24 protein-coding genes are annotated in these 24,856 nt (G+C 70.1%); 3 read left to right on the top strand and 21 right to left on the bottom strand.

Features of this window, described 5'->3' with window-relative positions:
• Window positions 1–35: 35 nt before the first annotated feature.
• Both tssB and tssA read right to left on the bottom strand, forming a co-directional pair.
• On the bottom strand, window positions 36–554 hold the full coding sequence (tssB, locus tag ABL840_RS04105; protein WP_093204169.1) for a type VI secretion system contractile sheath small subunit: 519 nt from the start codon (window positions 552–554) through the stop codon (window positions 36–38).
• A 61-nt stretch (window positions 555–615) separates the two neighbouring features.
• On the bottom strand, window positions 616–1,653 hold the full coding sequence (gene tssA / locus ABL840_RS04110; RefSeq protein WP_093301728.1) for a type VI secretion system protein TssA: 1,038 nt from the start codon (window positions 1,651–1,653) through the stop codon (window positions 616–618).
• 197 nt (window positions 1,654–1,850) lie between these two features.
• On the opposite strand from tssA, the gene tssJ reads away from it, so the two are divergent.
• Window positions 1,851–2,237 carry a type VI secretion system lipoprotein TssJ gene (gene tssJ / locus ABL840_RS04115; protein ID WP_418116196.1) on the top strand — a complete coding sequence of 129 codons (387 nt, stop codon included), beginning with the start codon at window positions 1,851–1,853 and terminating at the stop codon, window positions 2,235–2,237.
• A 42-nt stretch (window positions 2,238–2,279) separates the two neighbouring features.
• On the opposite strand, the gene ABL840_RS04120 is transcribed toward tssJ, so the two are convergent.
• A complete protein-coding gene (locus ABL840_RS04120) occupies window positions 2,280–3,380 on the bottom strand; it encodes a type VI secretion system protein (RefSeq protein ID WP_093301730.1) in 1,101 nt (366 codons plus the stop codon).
• On the bottom strand, window positions 3,377–4,723 hold the full coding sequence (locus ABL840_RS04125) for a DotU family type IV/VI secretion system protein (RefSeq protein ID WP_093301731.1): 1,347 nt from the start codon (window positions 4,721–4,723) through the stop codon (window positions 3,377–3,379). Before ABL840_RS04125 ends, ABL840_RS04120 begins: the two co-directional genes overlap by 4 nt.
• 243 nt (window positions 4,724–4,966) lie before the next feature.
• On the opposite strand from ABL840_RS04125, the gene ABL840_RS04130 reads away from it, so the two are divergent.
• Window positions 4,967–5,686 carry a response regulator transcription factor gene (locus ABL840_RS04130; protein ID WP_093204182.1) on the top strand — a complete coding sequence of 240 codons (720 nt, stop codon included), beginning with the start codon at window positions 4,967–4,969 and terminating at the stop codon, window positions 5,684–5,686.
• Between the two features lie 35 nt (window positions 5,687–5,721).
• Here the strand turns inward: ABL840_RS04130 and ABL840_RS04135 are convergent, their stop codons facing one another.
• The 9 genes from ABL840_RS04135 to ABL840_RS04175 form a co-directional block, all read right to left on the bottom strand.
• Window positions 5,722–8,685: a GH92 family glycosyl hydrolase gene (locus ABL840_RS04135; protein ID WP_093301733.1), complete on the bottom strand. Its 2,964-nt coding sequence runs from the start codon at window positions 8,683–8,685 to the stop codon at window positions 5,722–5,724.
• Between the two features lie 190 nt (window positions 8,686–8,875).
• Window positions 8,876–10,189 (bottom strand): MSMEG_0569 family flavin-dependent oxidoreductase, encoded by a 1,314-nt coding sequence (locus tag ABL840_RS04140; RefSeq protein ID WP_418116197.1) that lies wholly within the window; start codon window positions 10,187–10,189, stop codon window positions 8,876–8,878.
• Window positions 10,190–10,225: 36 nt separating this feature from the next.
• Entirely contained in the window at window positions 10,226–10,510 is a 285-nt protein-coding gene (locus tag ABL840_RS04145) for an MSMEG_0570 family nitrogen starvation response protein (protein ID WP_093301734.1), read from the bottom strand.
• Entirely contained in the window at window positions 10,501–11,682 is a 1,182-nt protein-coding gene (locus ABL840_RS04150) for an MSMEG_0565 family glycosyltransferase (RefSeq protein WP_093301736.1), read from the bottom strand. The genes ABL840_RS04145 and ABL840_RS04150 overlap by 10 nt, the downstream gene beginning before the upstream one ends.
• Window positions 11,675–12,679 carry a sll0787 family AIR synthase-like protein gene (locus tag ABL840_RS04155; protein ID WP_093301737.1) on the bottom strand — a complete coding sequence of 335 codons (1,005 nt, stop codon included), beginning with the start codon at window positions 12,677–12,679 and terminating at the stop codon, window positions 11,675–11,677. The genes ABL840_RS04150 and ABL840_RS04155 overlap by 8 nt, the downstream gene beginning before the upstream one ends.
• Window positions 12,676–13,248: an MSMEG_0567/Sll0786 family nitrogen starvation N-acetyltransferase gene (locus ABL840_RS04160; RefSeq protein ID WP_093301738.1), complete on the bottom strand. Its 573-nt coding sequence runs from the start codon at window positions 13,246–13,248 to the stop codon at window positions 12,676–12,678. Before ABL840_RS04160 ends, ABL840_RS04155 begins: the two co-directional genes overlap by 4 nt.
• A 2-nt stretch (window positions 13,249–13,250) precedes the next feature.
• Complete coding sequence (locus ABL840_RS04165; RefSeq protein ID WP_093204299.1) at window positions 13,251–14,333, bottom strand: MSMEG_0568 family radical SAM protein; 1,083 nt, start codon at window positions 14,331–14,333, stop codon at window positions 13,251–13,253.
• Window positions 14,296–15,348, bottom strand: coding sequence for a Nit6803 family nitrilase (locus ABL840_RS04170; RefSeq protein ID WP_093204301.1), 1,053 nt, complete (start codon window positions 15,346–15,348; stop codon window positions 14,296–14,298). The genes ABL840_RS04165 and ABL840_RS04170 overlap by 38 nt, the downstream gene beginning before the upstream one ends.
• A 14-nt stretch (window positions 15,349–15,362) precedes the next feature.
• Window positions 15,363–15,845 (bottom strand): MSMEG_0572/Sll0783 family nitrogen starvation response protein, encoded by a 483-nt coding sequence (locus ABL840_RS04175; protein ID WP_093301740.1) that lies wholly within the window; start codon window positions 15,843–15,845, stop codon window positions 15,363–15,365.
• 353 nt (window positions 15,846–16,198) lie between these two features.
• Here ABL840_RS04175 and ABL840_RS04180 point away from each other — a divergent pair, with 353 nt between their 5' ends.
• Window positions 16,199–17,590, top strand: a complete 1,392-nt coding sequence (locus ABL840_RS04180) for a PLP-dependent aminotransferase family protein (RefSeq protein WP_093301741.1) — start codon at window positions 16,199–16,201, stop codon at window positions 17,588–17,590.
• Between the two features lie 7 nt (window positions 17,591–17,597).
• Here ABL840_RS04180 and ABL840_RS04185 read toward each other — a convergent pair whose 3' ends face one another.
• The 8 genes from ABL840_RS04185 to ABL840_RS04220 form a co-directional block, all read right to left on the bottom strand.
• Entirely contained in the window at window positions 17,598–20,021 is a 2,424-nt protein-coding gene (locus tag ABL840_RS04185; protein WP_093301743.1) for a TonB-dependent siderophore receptor, read from the bottom strand.
• Window positions 20,018–21,055, bottom strand: a complete 1,038-nt coding sequence (locus ABL840_RS04190) for a FecR family protein (protein WP_093301744.1) — start codon at window positions 21,053–21,055, stop codon at window positions 20,018–20,020. The genes ABL840_RS04185 and ABL840_RS04190 overlap by 4 nt, the downstream gene beginning before the upstream one ends.
• Window positions 21,056–21,212: 157 nt before the next feature.
• Window positions 21,213–21,713, bottom strand: a complete 501-nt coding sequence (locus tag ABL840_RS04195; protein WP_093204302.1) for a sigma-70 family RNA polymerase sigma factor — start codon at window positions 21,711–21,713, stop codon at window positions 21,213–21,215.
• Window positions 21,714–22,055: 342 nt separating this feature from the next.
• Entirely contained in the window at window positions 22,056–22,658 is a 603-nt protein-coding gene (locus ABL840_RS04200) for a hypothetical protein (protein ID WP_093301746.1), read from the bottom strand.
• Between the two features lie 187 nt (window positions 22,659–22,845).
• The gene (locus tag ABL840_RS04205; RefSeq protein WP_176947463.1) at window positions 22,846–23,574 is read right to left on the bottom strand and encodes an SGNH/GDSL hydrolase family protein; all 729 of its coding nucleotides are present in this window, start codon (window positions 23,572–23,574) and stop codon (window positions 22,846–22,848) included.
• Window positions 23,575–23,675: 101 nt separating this feature from the next.
• The gene (locus ABL840_RS04210) at window positions 23,676–24,131 is read right to left on the bottom strand and encodes a hypothetical protein (RefSeq protein ID WP_093301750.1); all 456 of its coding nucleotides are present in this window, start codon (window positions 24,129–24,131) and stop codon (window positions 23,676–23,678) included.
• Window positions 24,128–24,283: a hypothetical protein gene (locus ABL840_RS04215; RefSeq protein WP_176947464.1), complete on the bottom strand. Its 156-nt coding sequence runs from the start codon at window positions 24,281–24,283 to the stop codon at window positions 24,128–24,130. Before ABL840_RS04215 ends, ABL840_RS04210 begins: the two co-directional genes overlap by 4 nt.
• Before the next feature lie 165 nt (window positions 24,284–24,448).
• Window positions 24,449–24,793, bottom strand: a complete 345-nt coding sequence (locus ABL840_RS04220; protein ID WP_093204218.1) for a hypothetical protein — start codon at window positions 24,791–24,793, stop codon at window positions 24,449–24,451.
• Window positions 24,794–24,856: the final 63 nt, after the last annotated feature.

The following is a 24,856-nucleotide window of genomic DNA, read 5'->3' on the forward strand; positions in this document are numbered from 1 at the left end:
CCTCGTGATCCTGTGTGGCGGTCGGATGGGTGTCGTCAGGCGGCGGGCGTGGCGCCGCCGTCTTCGGGTTTCTTGCTCGCGGCCAGGGTCTGCAGCAGGGCCGGGTCCTCGAGCACCTTGGCCAGCAGTTCCTCGGCGCCGCCCTTGCCGTCCATGTAGGTGACGAGGTTCGAAAGCTGCGTGCGCGCCTCCAGCAGCTTGTTGAGCGCGCCGACCTTGCGCGCCACGGCGGCGGGCGAAAAGTCTTCCATGTTCTCGAAGGTGAGCTCCACCTTCAGGTCGCCTTCCCCGGTGAGCGAGTTCTCCACCGCGAAGGCCGCGCGCGGCTTCATGGCCTTCATGCGCGAGTCGAAGTTGTCGATGTCGATCTCCAGGAACTTGCGGTCGGCCACCGGTGCGAGCGGGTCTGCCGGCTTGCCGGAGAGATCGGCCAGCACGCCCATCACGAAGGGCAACTGCACCTTCTTCTCCGCCCCGTAGAGCTCCACGTCGTACTCGATCTGGACCCGGGGCGCCCGGTTGCGGGCGATGAATTTCTGACTGCTCTTGGCCATGGAGATGCTCCTTGCGGGTGTGAATGGGGGCGGATGAGGCGGATAGGGAAGTGGTCGGGGCCTACTCGGAAGGACGGCGGCCCGTGACCGTTTCGATGGTGTCCATCGCGTTCGGCGCGAGGTTGGCCATGATTTCGAGGAAGCTCACGCCGATGAGCTTCTTGGCGCGCTCGATCAGCAGCGGCGCAGGGTTGCCGGGCTCGGCCTGCTCGAGATAGCGGATCACGCGGTCGAGCATCTGCACGGCGTCCTGGCGGCTCTGGATCTCGCCGCGCGCGGCGGCGGGGCGAGCCGCGGCAGCGCCATCGGGCTGGGTGTCCGCCGCGCCGGAGGCTTCGTCCGCCGACGCCTCGGCCGACGCGCCGCTGGCGGAGGCGCATGCCTTCTGCAGCACGCGGGCGATGGAGCGCAGCGGGTCGAAGTCGAACGCATCGGCGCGGCCGGTGCGGTCTGCGATGAGCTTCCTGAGCTGGTCCACCAGCGCGAGCACGCCCAGCGCGGCCTGGATCGCATCGGGTCGTTCGGACTGGATTGTCTCCAGGCCGCCTTGCACCTGCGCCATCGAGTAGGTGGCTTCGCCGCCGACGGCCGTGAGCGTGTTGTGGGCGATGGCGATGTCGCGCACGCGGATCGGGCCCACGCCCCGCGCGACGCCGACCTGCGCCTCATACAGGTCGCGCAGGCCCATGGCCTCGTCGGTCAGCGGTGCGAGCGCGTTCAGGCGCATCGTCGGGTCGTTGTCGTCGTCGGCATCCAGCTTTGGATGTATGCCGTCCCAGAATGTGTCGAGCAAACCGTTGAGCAGCCGCAGCCCGGCGGCGAAGCCTTCCACGCCCTGCATGCGGGTGGAGGCGCGCAGCAGCAGCACGGCGGCGCGCACGTCCTTGCTGCGGCGAAGAATGCCTTCGGCCTTCTCGCCGACCTCGCGCCACTCGGGCTCGACAGCGGGGATCACCGTGTCGCCGAACTGCTGCTCGGGCTTGCCCTGCGCGTCCGCGACCAGTGCCATGAAGTCCGCGTCGTACTCGAGATCGTCGCCGCACGGCGATGCATCGCCGATGGGCGCGAGCAGTGTTGCAGCGAGTTCGTTGTTCAGCATGTTGCCTGTTCGAGTTCGCTGGTGATAATCAAAGATGCGTCTTGACCGGTCAATGCAACGAAGGGAATAGCATGCGCACGCTGGGTACACACCATTCGTCCTATGAGGGCCTCCCTGCCGCAGTAACGCGGCGCCACATCGCCGTTCTTGGCCTTGCTGGAGCCGGTCTTCTGCTCGCGGGTTGCGCGGCGAAGCCCGTGGTCACCACTGTGGCCGTCACGCTCACCGCCGGCGCCGACGCCAACCCCGACGCGCGCGGCCGCGCATCGCCGCTCACGGTGCGCGTGTATGCATTGAAGTCGCCGGGCCCGTTCGAAGGCTCCGACTTCTTCTCGCTCTTCGAGAAGGACCAGGCCACGCTCGGCGCCGAGCTCGTGCAGCGCGAAGAAGTGCTGCTGCGGCCCGGCGAGACGAAGAAGCTCGACTTCAACCTGCCGCCCGACGCGAAGTCGATGGGCGTGATGGCGGCCTACCGCGACCTCGATCGCGCACGCTGGCGCGAAGTGCGCCCCGTGGTCACCGGCAAGGCGCAGGCGCTCGACGTGACCTTCGGCGCGCGCGCGATGCGCGTCGACAGCAAGTAGCAGCCGCAGCGGCCGTAGCGGCCGCGTCCGCCTCGCTCCCGATCACGACGGCCGTCCCGGCCGCACCAGCGGCTGGTCGACGGGCAGGAAGCGCTCGAACAGGTCGTTCACGAAGGCGCCGCCGACGGCATCCGACGCGGCGGCCGTGAGATAGAGGCCGCGCCAGCGCGGGGCGCGCGAATTCCGGCCGTGGTTCTCGAACAGCACCTGCGCGAACTCGCGCAGGCCGGGCCGCAGCGCACGCACGGCCTCCACGAATTCATGGATCGCGAGCCGGCCGGTAGCGCCGGGCTGTTCGCGCAGCAGCGCCATGCGCAGTGCGTGCAGCTGTTGCGCGAGCGGGTCGAACACCGCGTCCAGCCGTTCGCCGGCCGGCGTCTCGATGAATGCCGAAGGGTCGGTCAGCCGGTGCCCCAGTGCCTGCGCCAGCACTTCGGGCGGCAGCGCCCCGTGCAGGGTCTCGTAGCCCGCGAGCCGCTCCAGGCCGGTCACGACGAGGTAGGTAGGCATCTGCAGGCGCAGGGTGTCGCTGGCTTCGTCGAGCAGGCGGCGCGTTTGCGCGGCCAGGGACTTCAGCTCCGCCGCGTCGGCCTCCAGCAGGTCTGCGGCTGCCACGCCCACCACGAGTCCGTTGAGCGGCAGCCGGTCGCGCCGCTCGGCCAGCGCGAGCAGCGAGTGCAGCCACAGGCCGCGCGACCGTGGCGCACCGGCGGTGTCGCCGGCGGCGGTGGAATCGACCTCGACGGCCACCAGCCGCGGCGTCAGCCACCAGCGCCACCATGCGCCGTCGGGGGATGAAGGCGCGTCCGCGCGTTCGCCGTGCGCCGTCGCGAACAGGCCCGGCAGGTTGGCCGCCCTGTCGCCGAAGCACAGGAACCACGGCACCGGCGCAGCGGACTTCGCCCAGTGCGCGCGGCGCATGGCCTGCTGCGCCTGTGCCATGCCTTCCCTCAGCGCACCGATGGCGGCCTCGTCCGCGCCGGCAGCGGGCCAGCCGAGCGCCGCGATGCGCTTCTGCAGCCCGCGCCGCCGCGCGCCGCGCCCCGCGTCGCGCACCACCGCATACAGCAGGCCGAAGCCCAGCAGGCACAGCGACAGCAGCAGCCAGAAGCGGTGAGCGGGCGACAGCAGCAGCGCGCTCATCGCGGAACGGTCTCCAGGAATACGAAGTCGGCGATCAGCCGGTCGCTGTTCTTGCTGGCCGCGAGCGACTCGCGCAGCCGCAGCAGGTAGGCCGAGGCGAGCTCGAAGGGCGGCCGGTCGGATGCCTCGCTGAGCGGGGTGGGCGACGACAGCACCGTGACGAGCACGCTGCCGAAGGGTGGGCTCACGAGCCAGCTCGAGGGGATGTCGCGGCCGATCTCCAGCGTTTCGCCCGAGTGCAGCCGGGTGGGCTGCTGGCCCGCGTTGAGGTGCATGACCGAGCCGTCGACGGTGTAATAGTCGACCCAGATGTAGCTGTCGTGCCGCGGCGCGACGACCTGCATGCGCACGTTGTCGCCCTCGCGCAGCTTGCCGTCGCGGGCCGTGGGGGCGCTCACGTCCAGCCCGTAGGCCTTCTCGCTGTTGCGCGTCTGGTAGGGCTTGAGGATGGCGAACACCTCGCAGTGCGGCCACACGCGCAGCCCGATGTCGAAGCGCGGCGCCTTCACGCCGGGCAGGGCGCTCACCTCATGCTCCACGCGCGGCAGGTCGCCGGGCAGCGAGACGAAGCCGGTGACCCGCGTGTGGCCGTCGCGGTCCACGCTGGCCGTGAGGTCGGCGCAGGCGAAGGTCTGCAGGTGCTGCTCGATGCGCTGGGCCAGGCCGGTGTCGGCCGTCGGCGGGCCGCCGGACCATAGCCACAGCATGTACAGCAGGGGCAGGGCGAGCGCCAGCGCGGCGCCGCTGAGCAGCAGCGTGCGGTCGCGCCGGCGCGTGTCGTTGGGACCGCGCGGGTCGGCCACCTCGTAGGGCTGCGGCGCGATGCGGTCCTGCACCAGGCTGCCCGTCGAGAGCGGGCGCAGCAGGAGCTGGCGGCTGTGCAGGTCCTTCAGCTTGCCCAGTTCGCCCTGGTCGCCTTCCTCGAAGTAGTACTGGCCCTTGAAGCCCAGAGCCAGCGCGTGCCAGTACACCTCGCGCACCGCGTCGTCGCCGGCACCCAGCGCCGACAGGTGATGGAAGAACTCGCTGTGGGCGTTGTTCGAGTTGAAGAGCTGGACCTGCAGCGGGGCCGCCGCGCCCGCCCCGGTACCCGCGACCGTGGCGGCGTCGGGGTGGCGCGCGAGGATCTCGTCGATCCAGGCCACCATCGCGAAGGCGGCCGACTCGATCTGCGCCGCGGGCGTGCCCGATGCCTCCGCGGCGGCGCGTGCCGCGTCGAGCTGCTGGCGGAACTGCTGCTGCGCGCCGTCGAGCGACGGCAGCGGGGCGCCGGCCGCGATGGCGGCGTCCAGTGAGAGGCCGGACGAGATGAGGGTGGAGAAGCAGTCGAGGAGGCGGGCCATGGACGGGCCCGCTCAGTCGAGGGTTGCGAAGGATGCCTTGCACCGGCGTCTGCAGCGATGGCACATGCCCATGTCCCCGGTTCCTTCGAGTAGGCGCTCATTCTTTCAAAGTGCTTGCGGCGGGCGCCATATCGCTTGGGGTCTATGCCTTTGGTGGGGCCGCCGGCCTTGCTGCGCGGGGCATTCGCCGGTATCTTCAGCGTCTGCCGTGCGTTGCACGCTGGGACACGGGGAAAAGACATCATGAAAATACTGATCGCCGACGACCACCGGCTCGTCATCGAGGCGGTCAAAGCCAAGCTGTCGGAGCTGGAGCCCGGCATCGAATTCGTCCTGGCGATGAGCGTCGACGAATTGCTTGCCGGGGCCACCGACGACCTCGACCTGGCCCTGATCGACCTCAACATGCCCGGTGCCGATGGCCAGGCCCACATCGACCAGATCCGCCAGCGCCATCCGGCGGTGCCGGTGATCGTGCTGTCGGGCTACGAAGACCCGGCCATCATGCGCAGCGCGCTCGAGCGCGGCGTGCTCGGATTCATACCCAAGGCCTACTCCCCCGACGTGATGCTCTCGGCCGTGCGCCTGGTGCTGGCCGGCGGCGTGTACGTGCCGCCGATGATGCTGACGGCGCTGCCGCCGGGCATGGTAGCGGGCATGGCACCGCAGGCGGGCGCCGAAGCGCTGGTGCGCGGCGGCGGTGCTGCCGGCGGCGCCAGCAGCAGCGGCGGTGGCGGCACCCAGACGCTGGAGCACCTGCGCAGCGTGCTCACCGAGCGGCAGGTCGAGGTGCTGCAGCTGCTGTCGCAGGGCAAGCCCAACAAGCTCATCGGGCGCAGCCTGGGCATCAGCGAAGGCACGGTGAAGATCCACCTTGCGGCCATCTTCCGGGCGCTCAACGTGCGCAACCGCACCGAGGCAGTGGTGGCGGCGCAGGCATTGACCGAGGCCCAGCAGGCCTGATAGGCCCTGCGCCTTCTGGCTCCTCTTCCTTTTCTTCACTGCACCAGCAGTTCGAACTCGGACACGGTCATCGTGCCCGTGTTGTCGAACTCGATCCTGTACCTGCTGTAGGACTCGGTACCTGCCTTCAGCGCGAACGGGCGGGTCTGCTGGCGCCACTGGAAGCTCTCGTTCCTTCGCTCGTCCAGCGTCACCCAGGTGGCTCCGTCCTTCGAGGCCTTGAGCTTCCAGCTCTTCGGGTCCTGATCCGCGCCCTGCGTGCCCGAGGTCAGTGTGTAGATCCTGGGCACGCTGGCTGGCTGGCCCGCGGCGGCGTCGGCCTCGATCCACGCGTTGGCCGATGCGCTCTGCCAGGCGGTGTCGGAGTCGCGGTCGTACAGGTTGCCCGACTGGCCTGTCGTGCTCGACGACACCGTGTACGTGCCCGTCGGCAGCAGCGACTGCAGCGGTGCCGGCTTCGCGTTGCCCTGCGTGATCGAGGCCGGCACGTCGTTCTCGCCCGTGCCCCATGACGAGGGTTGCGCGCCCATGGCGAACTCCAGCGTCGCTCCGTCGGCGATCTCCTTGTGCAGCAGGTAGCTGCGCGTGATGGGCTGGCCGTTCAGTCGCAGGCCCTGCACGTAGCGGTTGATGTCGCTCACGCCCGGCGCGGTGATGACGATGCGCTTGCCGTTTTCCAGGTTCACGACCATCTTCGGGAAGTAGGGCGCGCCGATCGCGTACTCGGGCCGCCCCATGCTCACCGGATAGAAGCCCATGGCGCTGAACACGTACCAGGCCGACTGCTCGCCGTTGTCCTCGTCGCCGATGTAGCCGCTGCCGTCGGGAACGCCGTTGCCGTCGAACCCGGCGCTGTAGAGCTTGCTCATCACGTCGCGCAGGTACTTCTGTCCCTGCGCCGGAGCCCCGGCGTAGTTGTACATGTAGATCGAGTGATGCACCGGCTGGTTCGAGTGCTGGTACTGGCCGACCCTGGCCAGCACGCTGACCGCGTGGGCTTCCTTGATCTCGTGGATCACCGTCCAGTAGCTGCCGGGCGACAGGTAGGTGGGCGCCGAGAAGAAGGTGTCTAGGCTGGCCTTGAGCTGCGCGCGGCCGCCGTGCAGGTTGGCCAGGCCCTGGCCGTCCTGCGGGGCGAGGAACTGGTACGACCACGCGTTGCCTTCGGTGTAGCCGTAGCCCCAGTCGTCGGGCCTGTTGCCGTCGTCGGTCCACCTGCCGGCGCTGTCCTTCTCGCGGAACCACTTGCCGGCCCAGGCGCCCGTGCCCTGGTCGGAGAAGAGGCGCGTGTAGTTCAGGGCGCGGTCGATGAAGTAGGCGTAGTCGTCGGGCTTGCCGAGCGCCTTGGCCATCTGCGCGATGCCGAAGTCGTTGAGGTTCGCTTCGAGCGACCAGGCCACGCTCTCGCGCGACATCGCGTCCGAGGGCACGTAGCCGTGGAAGACGGACTGGTTCATGTTCTTGCGCCCCTTGCTGCCGTCGGTGCTGTTGACCGAGGCGTTGCGCAGCATCGACGCGTAGGCCGAATCGACGTCGAAGTTGCGCACGCCCTTGAGGTAGGCGTCGGCGAAGATCACGTCGGAGCTGGTGGCGACCATGCTGTCGCGGTAGTCGGGGCCCGACCAGCGCGGCACCCAGCCGCCGTCCTTGTAGGCGTTGACGAAACCGTCCAGCATCTCGCCCGCCTGGGTCGGAACGAGCAGCGAATAGAGCGGCCAGGTGGTCCGGTAGGTGTCCCAGAAGCCGTTGTTGACCCAGATCTTTCCCTGCCTTTTGGGCGTGCCCTGGATGTACGGGCTCATGTAGGTCGCCGTGCCCTTGCCGGTTGCAGGGTCGCGCACGTTCTCCCACGCGGAGTTCGGGTAGAGGAAGGCCCGGTACATGTTCGAGTAGAGCGTGACCTTCCTGTCCTCGAAAGCCTTCACGGCATCGGGTGTCTTCGCGTCGTCGGCGCCGCCTTCCACCTGGACGGTGTTGAGCTTGTCGTCCCACGCGGCGGCGGCCAGCAGCCGGATGTCGTCGAAGCCCTTGTCGCCGATCTCCTGCGCCAGGTTGTCCTTCGCCTGCTCGATGCTGATGAAGGAGGTGGCGATCTTCATGCCCACGGTCTTCCCGGTGCCCGGCGTCGCGAACTGAACCCAGCTCTTGATGCTTCCTGTGTCGATGTTCTTCGAGGCCGTGATGGGGGCGTCGAACTTCGCATGGAAGTACATGAGCGGCGCGTTCTTGTCGCCGTTGTTGTTCACCGTTCCCGATACGGTGCTGGCGTTCGTGTCCACGCTCAGGCTGCCTGATCCTTCCCCGGCGAACCGATCGAACAGCACCGTGGCGGTGGTCGCCGAGGCCGGCACCGTGAACCGGAAGTAGGCCGCGTGGTCCGTCGGCGTGATCTCGGTCTTGATGCCGTTGTCGAAGGTCACGCTGTAGTAGTGCGCATGCGCGACCTGCGTTGCGCGCGAGTAGGTCTGGGCGCGGTTCCACGGGGCGGTGGCGTTCACGTCGTCGATCGGCATGATCGACAGCGACTGCCGGTTGCCGATCCACGGGCTGGGCTCGTGCACCGTCGCGAAGGACTGGATCGTGGTGATGGGCGAACCGTCGGAGGCCTCTCCGGTGCTCGTGTGGAACTGGTAGAACCAGTTGTTGTCGTCGCGGTTGACCGGCGTCCAGAAGTTGAATCCGAACGGCACGGCGATGGCGGGGAAGGTGTTGCCTCGCGTGAAGTCGCCGCTGGAGTTGGCCCCTCGCATGGTGTTCACGTAGTCGGCGAGAGACTGCTTGACGAACGGCACCGCCGGATCGCCGCCCGTCGACGCCGGAGCCGTCGCGGGGTTGCCGGCATCCGCCGGCGAGGGAACGAGTGCTCCGGTGGTTCCGTTGTTCGTGGATCCGGGCAATGGCAGGAGCGCATTGTTCGATCCGCCGCCGCTGCCGCCGCAGGCGGCCAGCAACGAAACCCCCATGCCCAGCGCAAGCCGGCACAGTCTTCGAGTGCTCATCAGGTCGTCTCCCTTCTTGCTGCAATCGCTTCGCGTTGCGCGATGCAGTCTAGGGAGACGTCGAGCGGACCGTGCCTGTGCTTTCCCGCAAGCAATACGGCGTTGCCAACGCAACAAGCGTGCGCCGGGGTGCGTTGGAAGGCGCTGGAAGAAGGGAGACGAAGCGCCGCGGAAATAGTGTGAACAGGCCCTAGGCCGCGCGCAACTCGGGATGCGGCGCGGCGCCGCCGGTACCGTCGTGCAAGCCCTCCTTGCCTTCCTTCCGCTGCGCAATGGCTTCCGCCAGGAATTCGGCGTCGCGCGCCACGCCCGAGAAGCGCCCCGACCCCCATGTGTGCAGCCATGGCAGCCCGAGGAAATACAGCCCCGGCTCGTTCGTCACGCCGCGCAGGTGCACCGGCGCGCCGCGCCCGTTGAACACCGGTGCGTCGACCCAGGCGAAATCGGGCGAGAAGCCGATGCACCAGACCACGCTGGCGATGCCCGCGGCCGCGAGGTCGAGCCGCGTGCGCTCTTCCTTCGGCTCCCACACCGGCGTGTAGACAGAAGGGGGCGGTGCCCCGATGCCCTGCGCGGCGATGTGCCTGTCGATCGATGCGTTGATGCGGTTGTAGGTGTCGTCGGCCTGGTCGAGGTTGTCGCGCAGGTTGGGCTGGAACTCGAAGCCGCCCTCGTCGAAGCCGCTCAGCAGGCCGTAGAGCTCCATGCCCTCGAGCGCGAAGCGCCGCAGGTCGATGTCGCGGCCGCCGTCGCGGCCCGTCACGTAATGGTTGGTGTTGTCGCGCACGCCCTCGCGCAGCGGATGCTCGGTGACCGGCATGTCGTAGTACTTCATGTCGGCGAGCCAGTCGACCACTTCGCGGCCGCGGTAGAAGCGCGCGCACCGCGGTGCGTTGCCGGTGGCCAGGTGGACCTTGCGGCCGGCCAGGTGCAGGTCTTCGGCGATCTGCGCGCCCGACTGGCCGCAGCCCACCACCAGCACGGCACCCTCGGGCAGTTGCGCCGGGTTGCGGTACTGGGCGGAATGGAACTGCGCGACGCCCGCCGGCAGCTTCTCGGCAAGGCGCGGCACGATGGGGCGGTGGTAGCCGCCCGAGGCCACCACCACCTGGTCGGCGGTGTAGAGACCGGCGTCGGTCTGTACGCTGAAGCGCTCGCGTTCACCATCGCGCGCGACGCGTTCCACCGTCACGCCTTCGATGGCCGGCGCTTTCACGTGCTCGACGAAGCCCGCGAGCCATTCGTTGATCTGGTTCTTGACCATGAAGCCGTGCGGATCGCTGCCGATGTAGCCCCAGCCCGGCAGCTGGCACTGCCAGTTGGGCGTGACGAGGCAGAACGAGTCCCAGCGCTGCGTGCGCCAGGTGTGCACGAGGCTGCGCTTCTCGATCACGAGATGGTCGATGCCGCGCTGCTGCAGGCAGTGGCTCAGCGACAGTCCGGCCTGGCCGCCGCCGACGATGACGACGCTGTAGTGGCTGCGTCCGCCATAAGGATGTGACATGGGGTGCTTCTTTCGTTCTCTGGATATGGGGAGAGGTCAGTCGAAGGCGACGACGGTGACCTGGGCGTCCGCGGTTTCGCCGAAGCGAGCGGCGATGCTTTCGATCTCGGCGAGCTGGTCCATCGCCTGCGAGCACGCGAAGCCGTACTTGGCGCGCACCCGCTCCGAGGCGATGCCCAGCGCCTCGCGCGTGCGTTGCAGAAACTCGTCGAGCCGGTAGTGCCGGCCGGGCTCGAGGTGGTCGCGCACCACGAGCGATGGCGAATAGCAGCGGGTCTCGCTGGCGTCGGGCCAGCGCACGTGGAAGTGCATCACGGGCATGCTTCGGTCTCCTGCATGGCGGCGCGGTACAGCGCCACGTGGCGCGCGGCGCTGGCCTGCCAGCTGAAGCGCTGGGCCAGCCTCGAGGCCGAGTGCGCAATGCGTTGCGGGTCGCGCGTCGAGAGCGCATGCCGCAGGGCAGCGGCGATGGAGTCGGCGTCGAGCGGATCGGCCCAGCTCACGTCGTCCTCGGTCAGGTACTCGGTGAACGGGGCGATGCGCGAGGCGACCACCGGCGCGCCGCTCGCCAGCCCTTCGAGCACCACCAGCCCGAAGCCCTCGCGCAGCGACGGCATCGCGACCACGTCCGCCAGCCGGTAGAGCGCGGGGATGTCTTCGTCGGGCAGGGGCCCGGTCAACCGCACCGGTTGCAACGGGCCTTCGTCGAAGCCGAGTGCCTGCATCAGGGCCCGGAATTCCTGTGCATAGGCCGAGTGATCGAGCAGGCTCGCGCCGCCGGCGATGACCAGCTGCGCCCGCGAATGCGTGGCGCGCAGCAGCGCGAAGGCCGAGAGCAGCCGCGCAGTGTTCTTGCGCTCCTCGACGCCGCCCAGGGCGAGCACCACGGGCGCGTCGGGTCGGATGCCGAGGCGATGCGCCAGCGCCGCATCGGCCGGCTGCGCTTGCGGCGAGAAGCGCGTCGTGTCCACGCCGTTGGGCACTTCGTGCGCCGCGATGCCGTATTCGCGCGCCAGGTGATCGCACCACAGGCGGCTCACGCACAGCACCCGGCTCGCGCTCGCGAATGCCGTGTGCTGCCATTGCGTGAGCTGCGGCACGTCGAAGGTGTCGAGGTGATGCACGGTGCGCACGAAGCCGTCGATGTCGCCCGCGTCGCGCAGCTGGGCGAGCGCATTGCCGCCGATGGAGTCGTGCGTGTGCAGCACGTCGAAGCGCTCGTGCCGCAGCAGTCCGCGCAGGTGCCGCACGAAGGCCGCGATGCGCGAGCGCACCATCTCCACCGTGTCGCGAGGCGCGCCGTGCACCGGCACCAGTTCGACGGCGCAGGGCGGCGTGCGGAACAGCCGCTGCCCCGGCGCGGCGGGCGCGAGCACTGTCACCGCATGGCCGGCCTCGTGCAGCGCGGTCGCGAGTTCGAGCGTGTGCACCACGCCGCCGCGCGGGTTGACCGAGTGCGTGAGCAAGGCGATGCGCAGGGGGCGGTCAGACATACGTCGCCTCGTGCGTGTCGGCGGCGGGCTGGATGAAGGCGTCGCTGCCGAAGTCCCACAGCAGAGCCTCCTCGCCTGACGCGCGCAGCCGCACCTGCCGGGTCGCGTCGACCTCGCCGATCACGCCGCACGCGATGTCGCGCGCCGCGAACCGGGCCAGCACCGGTGCCACCTGGGCGGGCGCCACGCTCAGCACGAAGCCGTAGCTCGGGAACGAGGACAGCCAGCGCAGCAGCGGCACGCCGTCGGGCCGCGGAATCGCGTCGAGGTCGATGCGGGCGCCGGTGCCCGAGCATTCGAGCAGCATCATGGCCGTGCCCACCGCGCCGGCCATGCTGATGTCCTTGGCGGCGCAGCACAGGCCGTCCTCCGCGATGGACGGCAGCAGCTCCAGGTCGGTCCGCAGCCGCGCGGCGGGTGCGCGGGTCGACGCGTTCCAGTACGGGAACGGCTCTTCGTAGGCGCCGCGCAGGTCGGCTGCCATCACGAGCAGGTCGCCCGGCTTCGCGTCGAAGCTGGTCAGCAGCCGGCGGGCATGGCCGAGGATGGCCACCGCCAGTTGCGGCCGCTCGCTGCGGTTGTTGCTGTGCCCGCCGACGATGGGCACGCCGTAGCGCACGGCGGCCTCGGCCATGCCGCGCAGCACGTCGTCGGCCGGGGTCATGCCGTTGCTCCACAGCGCGTCGACCACCGCGGTGGGGCGCCCGCCCATCGCATAGATGTCGCTCACGTTGACCATCACGCCGCAGTAGCCCGCGAACCAGGGCATGCGCACGATGAAGTCCTCCACCAGCCCCTCGATGGCGAAGAGCAGGTAGCCGCCGTGGCCGTCGGGAATGGCGGCGCAGTCGTCCCCCACGGGAACGGCCTGCGCGAGCGCGGCATGGCCGCCGGGCAGCGAGCGGCCCAGCGCCGACATCACGTCGCCGATGTCGCGCTTGTGGGCGAAGCCGCGCGTGGCTCGCAGGGCTTCGGCAATCTCGCCGGCGTTGGTCATGACATCACCTTGGCGCGCGTGACGAAGCCGCTCACCGGGTCGTGGCAGGGGGGATACCGGCCGAGGTCGGCCTGCATGCGCGCATGCGGACGGCCGTGCACGTCGGTCTCCTCGAGCACAGCCCAGCCGAGCTTCTGGAACAGCGGCACGTTTTGCATCTGCACCTGCGCGAGAAAGACCTTGCAGCCCAGCGCGTTGGCGCGCGACACGGCGAGCCGGATCAGCGTCGCGCCCAGGTGTCCCTGGCTGCGGAAGGCGGGATGCACGGCCAGCCGCGAGCCCCACCACTCACCGTCGCCCTGGCCGCGATGGATGCGCACCGTGCCCACCACCTGCTCGGGCATGCCGCCGTTGCACGACATGGCCACCAGCAGCCGCGCATGGTCGTCGACGGCGTCGCGGTCGTCGCGCGCGAAGATGCCCTGCTCGATGCAGAACACCGCGCGGCGCAGCGCCATGGCCTCGTCGCGCTCCCACTGCTGTGCGGCTTCGCGTACCAGGTATTCGACGGGCGCGTAGTGGTCGCCCATCCGTTCGCGCATCTCGCAGAGGTCGTCGATGCACAGCATGTTCAGCTTTCGCTTTCTTTTTCGTATATGGAGAGCGACGAGCACGCACCGCACTTGCCGCAGCCGGCCTTGATGTCGGCCGAGCGCAGGCCCGCCGCCACCACGCGCTCGCCCAGCGGCGCGAGCAGCGACTTCATGAACTCGGGCGTGGGGGCGGGGTGGTCTTCCAGCGGCGTGCCGCTGATCGGCACGAAGGGCACCACGAAGGGATAGACGCCGCGCGCCAGCAGCTGGTCGCAGGTGTCGAGGATGGCCTCGCGCGTGTCGCCCAGCCCGGCCAGGATGTAGGTGCTGACCTGCCCGCGCCCGAACACGCCCACGGCAGCCTCGAAGGCGCTCATGTAGCGCGAGACCGGCACGCTGGCCTTGCCCGGCATGATGCGTTCGCGAACCTCGGGCGTGACCACCTCGAGGTGCATGCCCAGGGTGTCGATGCCTGCGGCCTTCATGCGGTGGAACCACTGGTCGTCGTCGGGCGGCTCGCACTGGCCCTGGATGGGAATGTCCACAGCGGCCTTGATGGCGAAGGCGCTCTCGCACAGCACGGCCGCGCCGCGGTCGGTGGCGTTGGGCGTGCCGGTGGTCATCACCATGTGCTTCACGCCGTCGAGCAGCACGGCGGCGCGCGCCACCTCTGCGAGCTGCTCGGGCGTCTTGCGCGCGACGGTGCGGCCTGCCGCGAGCGACTGGCCGATCGCGCAGAACTTGCAGCTCTTCCTGCGGCTCTCGTAGCGGATGCAGGTCTGCAGCACGGTGGTGGCGAGCACGTCGCTGCCGTGCAGCGTGGCGATGTGCGAGTAGGGCACGCCGTCGAAGGTCTGCATCGCGTAGAAGCGCGGCTGCTTCGGAAAGCTGATGCTCGCAATGGGAATGCTGCCGCGCATCACTCGGCTCACGCCGGCGGCGTCGGGAGCCTCGGCGGTGAAGGGCGAGTGCCAGGCGGTGGAGGTGTGGACCGGCACCATGATCGTGTGGCCGTCCACCGTCACGGCCTTGTGGTCCGAGGGGCCCGCGCCGCCGCGGCGGCTAGAGACGCCGGCCGAAGGGTCAACCAGCCGCAACCCGAAGGACTGGAGCTCTGTCATCAGCTGCCGGCTGTCCTGCGGCTGCGTCGTCGTGGGTGTCGTCATGGTCGGGGCTCCGTTGAACAAGGGGTTGCGTGGGGTGCATCGGCACGGTGGTCTGCGCGGGCCGGTCGTTGATGGCGAGCGACAGCAGTTCCGGCCGTGCGTAGTGGCCGACCGAATCCATCATTCGCTTGCGCTTGGCGATCAGCGCCATGTCGAGATCGGCGATCACCATGCCTTCGCCCTCGGTGAGCGGCGGCGCGAGGTGTTTTCCCTCGGGCGAGACGATGGCCGTGTGGCAGCCGCCGCGCAGCGCCTTCTGCAGGTTGGCGTCGGGCGTGACCGAGCGGATCTGCTCGTCGGTCAGCCAGCCGGTGGCGTTGATCACGAAGCAGCCCGACTCCAGCGCGTGGTGGCGGATGGTCACTTCCATCTGTTCCGCGAAGATCGGGCCGACCAGCGAGCCGGGAAACTGCGCGCAGTGGATCTGCTCGTGCTGCGCCATCAGGCTGTAGCGCGCGAGCGGGTTGTAGTGCTCCCAGCAGGCCAGCGCGCCGACGCGTCCGACGGCGGTATCGACCACCTTGAGGCCGGCGCCGTCGCCCATGCCCCAGACCATGCGCTCGTGATAGGTCGGCGTGATCTTGCGGCGCTTGAGCGCCAGCGTGCCGTCGGCGTCGAACACCAGCTGCGTGTTGTAGAGGCTGCCATGGTCGCGCTCGTTCACGCCGAGCACCACCACCATGCCGCGCGCGCGGGCCCGCTCGGCCACCGCCTGCGTGACCGGGCCGGGCACGACCACCGCGCGCTCGGCCAGCCGCAGGTGCGGCGCGCCCTGCAGAACCGGCGGCAGCACGAAGCTGAAGTAGGGGTAGTAGGGCACGAAGGTCTCGGGAAAGACCGCGATCTGCGCGCCCTTCGCGGCGGCCGCGTCGATGGCGCCGCACACGCGCTCCAGCGTGCCCTCGGGCCGCTCGAAGTCGGGCGCGATCTGGATCGCCGCGGCCCGCACGACATGGGGTGTGGAAGCCATCGCCGCGCCTTCGCTCACAGGGTCCAGGTGTCGATGACCACCGCGCCGGCCTTCTTGTGCAGCAGCACGAGGTCGAGCACGTCGAGCGGGTTGATCGGCGTGATGCCCTCGATCAGCGCGCCTTCGCCGTGGCCGTAGAGCGCCTGCAGCGCGAAGCGGCAGGCATACACCTTGCCGCCTTCCTCGATGAACTTGGCGATCTGCTTGTTGAAGTTCTGGTGGCCCGGGAAGGCCTCGTCGCCCAGCGTGGGAAAGCCGCGCTGCACGCCCAGCGTCACGCCGGGGCCGTACAGCAGGACGGAGGTCTCGTAGCCCTTGCGCTTGAGCCGCGTGGCCTGCAGCAGGTTCACGAAGCCGATGGAGCCTTCGAAGGCCACGGTGTGGAAGGTGACGAGCGCCTTCTCGCCGGGCTCGGCCTTGACGTCTTCGAACACCTTCTCTTCGTAGTCGACGAGGAACTCGCCTTTTTCGTTGCGGGGGCGGGTGACTTTGGGCATGGGGTACTCCGGTTGGGTGGTGGGTACGCAGGAGCTGCGTGCCCTTCTCTTCGCAGGCGATGTGCCAGCGGCTCGCGGGGCGCGTGCGATCAATGCGCGATCAATGCGCGGCGGCGCGGGCCGCGCGCACACGAAAATTTTTCGAGCCCCGGAAAAGCGGCTCGGCGGCGGTCCCGTGCGGCCCGTTCCGCACCGCGACGACGCACGCCTCATGCGATCAATGCACCCGATCAATGGGGTTGATCGCACCTGATCGAAGCATCCGGCCCCTCTGGAGCGGGCGCGGTTCCTGCATGTTGATCGGTGGCCAGATGCAATCAATGGATGCAATCAACTCCGCCGGACCACGCCCCATGACCACCATCACCGCCCACTGGCGCAAGCAGCTGCGCAACACCGCCCGGCCGGCCTACCTGCTGCTGGCCGACCTGATCGCCGACGACATCAAGACCGGCCGCCTCGGCGTGCGCGACCGACTTCCCACGCTGCGCGAACTGGCGGTGGATCTCGAGCTGAACTACACGACGGTGGCGCGCGGCTATGCCGAGGCGCGCAAGCGCGGGCTGATCGATTCGCGCGCCGGCACCGGCACCTTCATCCGCTCCGGCAGCCCGAGCCTGCGGCTGCGCGGCGGCAGCGGCGCCGAGATGACGATGAACATGCCGCCCGAGCCCGAAGACGAGCACCTGATGGCGCGCCTGCACGACAGCGCCAGCCGCGCCTTCGCGCAGGCCGACTTCCACGACCTGCTGCGCTACCAGGACTTCGGCGGCACCGCGCACGACCGCGCCGCCGCGATGCACTGGCTGCGGCCCTTCGTGCCCGATGCGAGCGTCGACCGCATCCTGGTGTGCCCCGGCATCCACGGCGTGCTGACCGCGCTGTTCTCGCAGCTCGCGCGGCCGGGCGAGCTGATCTGCGTGGAGTCGCTCACCTACCCGGGCGTGAAGGCGATCGCGGCGCAGCTCGGCGTGCAGCTGCATGCGCTGCAGATGGACGACGACGGCCCCATCGCCGACGCCTTCGAGCACGCCTGCAGGACGCTCAAGCCCAAGGCGCTGTACTGCAACCCCACGCTGCTGAACCCGACGGCCGCCACCGTGTCGCGCGCGCGGCGCGAGGCGCTGGCCGACGTGGCGCTGCGCTACGCGGTGCCGATCATCGAGGACGATGCCTACGGCATGCTGCCGCGCCAGGTGCCCGCGTCGCTCGCCACGCTGGCGCCGGGGCTCACCTACTACGTGAGCGGTTTTTCCAAGTGCTTCGGCGCGGGGCTGCGCAGCGCCTACGTGTGCTCGCCGACGGTGGTGCAGTCGCAGCGGCTGGCCGGCGCCATGCGGGCCACCACCGTGATGGCCTCGCCGATCACCAACGCGCTGACCACGCTGTGGGTGGAAGACGGCACGGCCGAGGAGATGCTGCAGGCGGTGCGCGCCGAGTCGATGGCGCGGCAGGCACTGGCCGCGCGCCACCTGGGTGGCAGCGGGCTGCAGGCGCACCCCGAGGGCTTTCACGCATGGCTGCCGCTCACGCCGGGGTGGAGCCCGGTGGAGTTCGCGTCGTACCTGCGCACGCAGAACGTGGGCGTGGTGGCGAGCGCGGCCTTTTCCACCGACGGCGACCCGCCCGACGCGGTGCGCATCTGCCTGGGCGGGCCGATGTCGCGCGAGCAGTGCGACCAGGCGCTGCGGCTGATCGCGGACACGCTGGCGCATCCGCTGCACCCGCACGCGACATTGCGCTGAGCCGCCGCTACCAGCGGTAGGTGAACTTCGCCTGCACCGCGCGCCCCTGGCCGAAGTACTGGCCGTTGCCCGAGACGTAGACCCGGTCGGTGAGGTTGGTGGCGTTCAGCGCGAAGCTGTAGGGGCCGCGTTCGTAGCGCAGGGCCGCGTCGAGCAGGGTGTAAGGCGGGTTGTAGCTGCTGTTGTCGATGCTGGCCGGCACCTTGCCGACATGGCGCACGCCGCCGCCGATGCTCCAGCCCTGCAGGGCGGGGCTGGCGAAGCGGTAGTCGAGCCACAGCGCGGCGGTTTGGCGAGCTGTGTTGAGCGGCTGCTTGCCCACTTCCGCGGGGTTGAGGCTGCGGGTGACCTCGGCGTCGAGCAGCGTGTAGCTGGCCACCAGCTTGAGCTGCTTCGTGAGCGCCGCGCGCGCCTCGAACTCGGGGCCGCGCGTGCGCACCTCGCCGATCTGCGAGACGGGGCCGATCACGTACGGGTCGAAGGTGGGTGAGTTGTTCTTGCGCAGGTCGAACACCGACACGGTGAACAGCGCGTCCACGCCGGGCGGGCGGTACTTCAGGCCCACCTCGACCTGCCGGCCCAGCTCGGGCCTCAGCGGATTTCCGTTGGCGAAGGCGCCCGACAGCGGGGTGAACGAGGTCGAGTAGCTGAAGTAGGGCGCGAGCCCGTTCGGCGCAAGATACAGGAGGCCCGCGTTGTAGGTCGTCTTGGTGTTGGTGTCGATGCCCCTGGAGGCCGTCGACAGAGGGCTGAAGCTGTTGCGGGCGCGGTCCTGCCGCACCGTGAGCCCCAGCGACCAGGGGCCGCTGCGCATCTGGTCCTGCACGTAGAACCCGCGCTGCGTGACGGCGTTGTCGGACACGGCGCTGAACGCCGGCTCGGGCACCGGCGCGCCATAGACCGGCGCGAAGGCGTCGATGGACGGCGCCTGGGTGATCCCGCTGCTCAGCTTGCTCGACTGCCGCTGGTATTCCATCCCGATCAGCAGGGTGTGCGCGATCGGCCCCGTGCTGAAGCGGCCTTCGACCTGGGTGTCCAGCGTGGTGGTGCGGTTGCGGTCCCTGGCCCGCAACGCCGTGCGGTCGAGCGTGCGCTGGTCGCTCTGGAAGCCGGTGCCGTAGACCTGCCGGTAGTCGACGTCCAGCGACGCGCGGCGCGCGTTCTGCCGCAGGGTCCAGTGGTCGTCGAGCTTGTGCTCGAACAGGTAGGTGAGCGAGAACGCGTTGCGGTTGTAGCGGTCGAAGCCCGGCTCTCCGATGAAGCGCTCGCGCGAAATGCTGCCCCAGGGGTTGGACGTGACGAGCGTGCCTTCGGGCCAGATGCTCTTGGGCGTCATGCGGTCGCGCGTGACCTCCGCCAGCAGCGTGAGCCTGGTGCGCGCCGAAGGCGTCCACGTCAGCGAGGGCGCGATGAAGCTGCGGTCGTCGCGCGAGTAGTCGGTCTGGCCCTCGCTCTTGCGCACCACGCCGTTGAGCCTGAAGAGCAGGCTGCCGTCCGCGTTCATCGCGCCGCCGAGGTCGAAGCTGGCCTGGTGGCGGTTGCGGTTGCCCACCGAGAGGCTCACCTCGCGCACCGCCTCCGCCGAAGGGCGCTTGGACACCATGTTGATGGCCCCGCCCGGCGCCGACGGGTCGTAGACCGCGCCGGGGCCCTTCAGCAGCTCGACGCGCTCCAGCGCCTGCGGCTCGGCCAGCCAGCGCGTGATGACGCTGCCGGTGGGGAGCTTGAAGCCGTCGAGGTACTCGGCCGGCGCGAAGCCGCGCACGCTGAGCGAGGCGAAGCGCGTGTCGTAGCCGGCGACCTCGGTGAGCACGCCGGCCGAATAGCGCAGCGACTGCTCGACGGTGTGCACGGCCTGGTCGTCCATCTGCGCGCGCGTGACGACGGTGACGGCGCGCGGCGTCTCGAGCAGCGGCGTGTCGGTGCGCGTGGCGGTGGCGCTGCGCTGCGCCACGTAGCCGTCGACCTGGCCGTCGGCGCGCTCGCTCTGCGCGGTGACGGTAAGGGTGGGCAGGGTGGCTCCGGTGCCGGAAGTGACGGAGCCTGCCGCGGCCGGGCGCACCGCATAGGCGCCGCTCACGCCGGGAACGGCCTCCAGCCGGTGCGGCGACAGCAGCTCGGCCAGGCCTTCGGGCACCGTGCGGCTGCCCTTGAGCGCGGCGGCGCTCTTCTCGCGCACCAGTGCCGGATCGAAGGACAGCGTGATGCCGGCCTGCCGCGCGAAGGTGCTGAGCGCGTCCTCCAGCGCGCCGGCCGGAATGTCGAAACCCGCGCGCGCCGAACCCTCCGCCGGCTGCGCCTGCGCGCGCGCGGATACGGCGGGCACGAGCCATCCCGCCGCGATGCCCAGCAGCAGCGCGGGAAGCAGGATGGGCCTTGCCGGCCGGAGGCGCCAGAACCCGGGATGGCGGTCCGGAGGAAGTCTTCTCAACGTCGCGAAATGGTCAATGTGCCTCCAGAGCCTTGTTCGAGTCGTACGGGCAGCGTGCGCACCAGCGCTTCGAGCGCGCGGCCGACCGGATCTGGCCCGTTGAGCTGGAAAACGCCCGACACGCGCAGCGAAGCGGCGTTTGCGTCGCAGAGCAGCGGCGTGCCGTGGTACCGCGCCAGTTCGGCGACGAATGCGTCCAGCCGCATCTGCCGGGCCACCAGCGCGCCGTCGGTCCAGGCGTCTGGCTCGAAGCTGCGGTCCACGATGCGCTGGGGCGGTGCCGCGTCGCCGCGCACGATGTAGCCGTCGCCGGCCTGCGCGACCACCGGCTGCGCGTCGCTGTCGGTGGTGTGGATTGCGACGCGGCCCTCGGTCATCGACAGCCGCGTCTGGCCGTCCTGCTCGCGCACGCCGAAGCGCGTGCCCAGCGCCTCGAAGCGCGCATGCGGAGTCTCGACCCAGAAGGTGCGATGGCCGAACAGCGCGCCGCTGTCGGCGCCGGTGCGCACGAAGAGCTCGCCGCGGCGCAGCACGATGCGCCGGCTGCGCGGCGAGAAGACCACCTGCACTTCGGAGCCGGTGTTGAGGTTCAGCTCGGTGCCGTCGGCCAGCGTCACGCGCTTGCGTTCGCCCACGGCGGTGGCGTAGTCGGTGCGCCGCTCCCAGGGCTGCTCGCGCCAGACGAAGAGGCCGATCACGCCGCCGGTGGCGGCGAGACCCATTACGCCGATCGCGCCGAGCGCGCGGCGGCGGCCCTGCTGCGCCCGCATGCGGGTGGCGGCCTGCAGCGCGCCATGGGCCAGCGCGCCGCCCGCCACGCCGAGGTGGTCGCCCGCGTCGCCGATGCGGGGCACCTGGCGGAAGGCGTCCTCCACGGCCTGCACCTGCTGCCAGGCCTGTTCGTGCGACGGGTGCGCGGCGCGCCATGCGTCGCACTCGTCGTGCGCTTTCCTGTCGGCGCTGCCGGAGCCGAGCCGCACGGCCCAGGCGATGGCCTGGTCGAGCAGGTCGGAAGAAGGGAGTGCTGCTCTCATTCCGGATGCCTCCCCGTGCACCGTGAAGGCCACGACGCATGAAGCCGCCACGGCCAAGACCAGGAACGCCGCGGAACCGGCTCTGCCGGGCCGCCGGTGTTGCCCCCGGTGAGGGGGGAGGAGAAGCGACACGAAGTGCGCGAAGCCTGGGGGATGTTCATTTCAGCGTCAGGCAATGGCGGATGGCAGTCGCCATGTATTTCTCGACCGAACTCAGGCTCACGTTCAGGCGCTGCGCGATCTCGGCATAGCCGAGGCCGTCGAGCCGCGAGAGCAGGAAGGCGCTGCGCGCCTTGGCGGGCAGGCCGTCGAGCATGGCGTCGATGCGTACCAGCGCCTCGACCAGCAGCATCTGAGTCTCGGGCGACGGCGCCTGCGGCTCGGGCAGGGCGGCGATGGCTTCGAGGCAGGCGCGCTCCAGCGTGCGGCGCCGCACGTGGTCGACCACTAGGCCGTGCGCGATGGTGGTGAGCCAGGCGCGCGGCTCCCGCACCTCGTCGACGTCGCGCTGGCGGCCCAACACGCGCAGGAATGTGTCCTGCGCCAGGTCGGCGGCATCGCCCGGATGGCCCAGCTTGCGGCGCAGCCAGCCGAGCAGCCAGCCGTGGTGTTCCCCGTAGAGGGTTTCCACGCTGCGCGAGGGGGGACGGTCCGGCATGGAGGGCGGGTAGAAGTCGTTCGGGAACGCTGCGAGTGCGGCAGGCATGAATCTATCTCACTGCGTTGACATTTGTGACCGAAGTTCTGCCGCGTCTGCATCCCACCGGAGGGCGATGGCCCCGTGTCTGCATGATGGGCGCGAGGGTGGACAGCGCCGCGGTGCCGGCGCTGCCCGCCTCGCAGCGGCTGAAACCCACCGCGAGCGCGAGGCCGGCGGCCGCCGCGCCGAGGCAGCATCCGTCGACCAGCCAGGACCGCCGCGGGTCCGTTGCGCCGCCGGTTTCACCGGAGCGGCCCGGCATGCCGATCTCGCGCGGCGCGGGGAACCGGTGGGCGGCCATCACAGCAGCCCCTTCGGCGCGCGCGTGGCGCGCGTGCCGTCCAGCGGAAACCGCAGCGTGAGGCAGCCGCCGCCCAGCGGCGAAGGCGCGGTGTAGATGCGTGCGCCGTGGCGCGCCGCGATGGCCTGGCAGGCGTGGACATGGGGCGCGACGGCGCGGCCGGCGCCGGTCTCGAAGGCTTGCGACAGGCGTGGGATGGTTTCGGAAGATGCATCGGCCTCGCGCAGGCTGATCACCGCCTGGTGCCCTTCGGCGCGTGCCAGCACTCGCAGTGTCGTGCCTTGCGGCAGGGTGGCGGCCGCCGCGTCGGCGATGTGCGCCATCAGCCGAGGCAGGTCGCCCGCGAGCGCAGCCACCGGCAGCGGGGTGTCGGGCACGCTCAGATCGACGTCGATGCCGCGTTGCGCCAGCGCTGCCGCGTGCGTGCGCAGCGGCTGCCGCAGGTCGATGCGCTCGCGCGCGGCGGCGGGCGCCTGGCGGGCGACGAGCTGGGCCGCTGGCGTGCCGGCGGCGGTGCGCGCTGCGAGCGTCTTGCCCGTGAACCAGGCGGCGCCGAGCGCGAATAGCGCGGCCACCACGAGGCCGAGGCTGCCGGCGCTCATCGGGCAGTCTCCCGGCGGCGCGAGCCTGGCGACGCGGGTGATGTGGGCGACGGCGGTGCGTGGAAGACAAGGCTCTGAAGCATGGGAGGCGGTTCCTCTTCGGGTTTCAGGTGGATGCACTTCCTTGCCGAACGGAATGCCGGAACCCGCAATGGCAGGCCGAAAAAACTGCCGATAGCTGTCGACGTCAGAGCCTGCACTCGGGCGCAGCCCGGTCCAGCAGGGACACGATGCGCCCGACCAATCGCTCGCTGTAGGCCGGCGCGGGGTGCAGCACGTCGGCCATCTCGGCGGGCTTGAAGGACACGGTTCCCCAGTCGGCGAACAGCGCGCCGGTCTCGCCGGCCACCCGGCGGGCGACGTCGTCGGCGGCGTCCCTGCCCGGGGCCGGATGCGTCTGCCGGCTGAGCCCGGTGATCACCGGCGTGCGCCCTTCGGCCTGGACGTGCGCGACCATGCGCCGCAGCGCCGGCTCGTAGGGCTGGCCGAACTGCCCGTCGTTGATGCCGTGCTGCAGCACCACGAAATGGGTGGTGAGCGGTGCCGTGGCGAACGCGGGCGCTCGCTGGACGGCGGTAGAGCCGGGCGCGCTGTTGTCGATCACCGTGTAGGCAGGGCGCAGGCGCCTGAGCATCGCCGCGGGCGGCTCTTCGAAGCGCTGGTTGTTGGCGTAGCTGCCGTAGAGGATCGAGTCGCCCTCGAGGGTGACGGTGCAGTCGCGCACGGTCGGGGGCGGGTCGTCTGGCGCTGTCGTGCTGGCGGGGGCGCTGCTCTTGCTGCTGCTGGGGCCGATGCTGCTGCGGCTGTCCCCGCAGGCGGGAACCAGCGCGCCGATCGCGAGGATGGCGACCAGCGTGAGTGCGATGTCGGACAGCCGGACACAGGCTGCGCGGTGGCGTGCGGGAAGGATAACCAAGGCAATCTCCGGATGGCGCTTCTGGCAATTCAGAGGCTTTCATCCGGTTGCCGAACGAGATGCCGGAACCCGCAATGGCGGAGAAAAAAAGAAGGCCGGCCTCAGTCCTTCGACGCCGCGCAGGCCATCTGCAGCTGCTGGAGGTGCGAGCGGAAGGCGACCGCGTCGTGCCAGTCGTCCACCACGAAGCGGTGGTCGCGCGCGACGGGCGCGTTGGCGTCCCGGGCCAGGCTCACCCGGTAGCGCTCGTCCACGGAGAAGGCGATGCGCAGCGTCTCCAGCCGCAGCGAGGCCGTCTGCTCGCGCTCGCCGGGTGCCGTGGTCGCGAGCCTCAGCACGCAGGGCGTCGCGAGCGTCAGCTTCGCGTCCACGCTGCGCGCCTCGTGCCGGAGCATGTCGTTGAGCGCGTGGATGTGCTCGGCGGCGCTCAGCGTGTGGGCGGCTGGCGCGTCCTTGGACGGGTAGCCGTCGGTGCATGCGCTCGCCGCGAGGGCGAGTGCAACGGGAGCGACGGCGGCAGACCAGCGCTGCCGCCGTGCGGTCGCGGTCGTCTTCACACGACCAGCGAAACGATGCCGGCCACGCCCGCGCAGGCGGCCACGCCGGCAAGCAGGCCGGCATCGCGATCGTTCGAGACGACGCGTTCGCGCCACGCCAGGTACAGCAGAAGGAGGCAGGTGCCGAAGGCGACCATGGTGATTTCGTTCATCGGGAGAAAAGCGGTTTCGCGTTGCGTTGAGTCGAAAGCCCGCGCCGGCCGGTGGTGGCCGCGCAGGACGAATGCGACGCGCAGGCCAGGTGGCCCGCGCGTCGCGGTCTTCGGGGACGTCGATGAGGGAGGTGAAGACGCGGGGCGTGCCCGCGTCGTCGCCGTCTAGACGGCGATGTCCGTGCGCGGCGGCTTCAGCGGAACCCGCGGCACGCGGGATGCAGGCGTGTGCACGTATTGCGGCGGCGCCGCGCCACGCCATGCGGCGTGATGCAAGGCTGCATTGCGCAGCCCGCAGATCTCGGAAAGATCGGGCGCCAGCTCGGTTGCGGGCGAGCGTTCCTCGAGCGTGGTCAACGGATGGGCCGGTGCTTCGCAGCCGGAGCCTTGCAGCGAATGAAGCCCGGCGACCATCGGGGCCACTGCCGCCTCATGCGACTTGGCCAGCGCGGCAAAGCTCTGGCAGCCCAGTGCGAGCACGAGCAGCAGAGACAGAAGCCAGCGGGGCATCGTCGGCAAGGAGGTCGGCGTGAGGAGAAAGAGAGAAAGCGGCGAAGCGTGTCGTTGCCGTCT

It is taken from the genome of Variovorax sp. NFACC27 (genome assembly GCF_048301545.1).
Taxonomy (GTDB): domain Bacteria; phylum Pseudomonadota; class Gammaproteobacteria; order Burkholderiales; family Burkholderiaceae_C; genus Variovorax; species Variovorax gossypii.